General features: G+C 47.8%; 1 pseudogene. It reads left to right on the forward strand.

Annotation, left to right across the window (positions count from 1 at the left end):
- Window positions 1–370: pseudogene (locus C900_RS27505) on the forward strand (hypothetical protein); the annotation flags it as partial.

Raw genomic sequence — 370 nt, forward strand, 5'->3', positions numbered from 1 at the left:
CTCAACAGGCAATCTATAGGCACCGACTTCCGCACCATCGATGCGCTGACCTACACCTACACCAATGGCAACCAACTGTCAGCAGTAGCCGATGCCGCAGGCTGGGAAGGCTTTGCCGACAAAAACCCCACAGGCCCGGACTATGAATATGACTCAAACGGTAATATGATCAAAGACCGTAACAAAGAGATAGCAAGTATAGAATACAACCATCTCAACTTACCTGCAAAAGTCATCAAAACCGATGGGCAGTACATCAGATACATCTACGATGCGGCAGGCATCAAGCTGGCCCAGGAGGTGTACGGTGCCAATAACAACCTGATCAAAAAGACAGAATACATCGGAGAGTTCATCTATGAAACAGATG

It is taken from the genome of Fulvivirga imtechensis AK7 (assembly GCF_000331535.1).
In the GTDB taxonomy this organism is placed as follows: Bacteria; Bacteroidota; Bacteroidia; order Cytophagales; family Cyclobacteriaceae; genus Fulvivirga; species Fulvivirga imtechensis.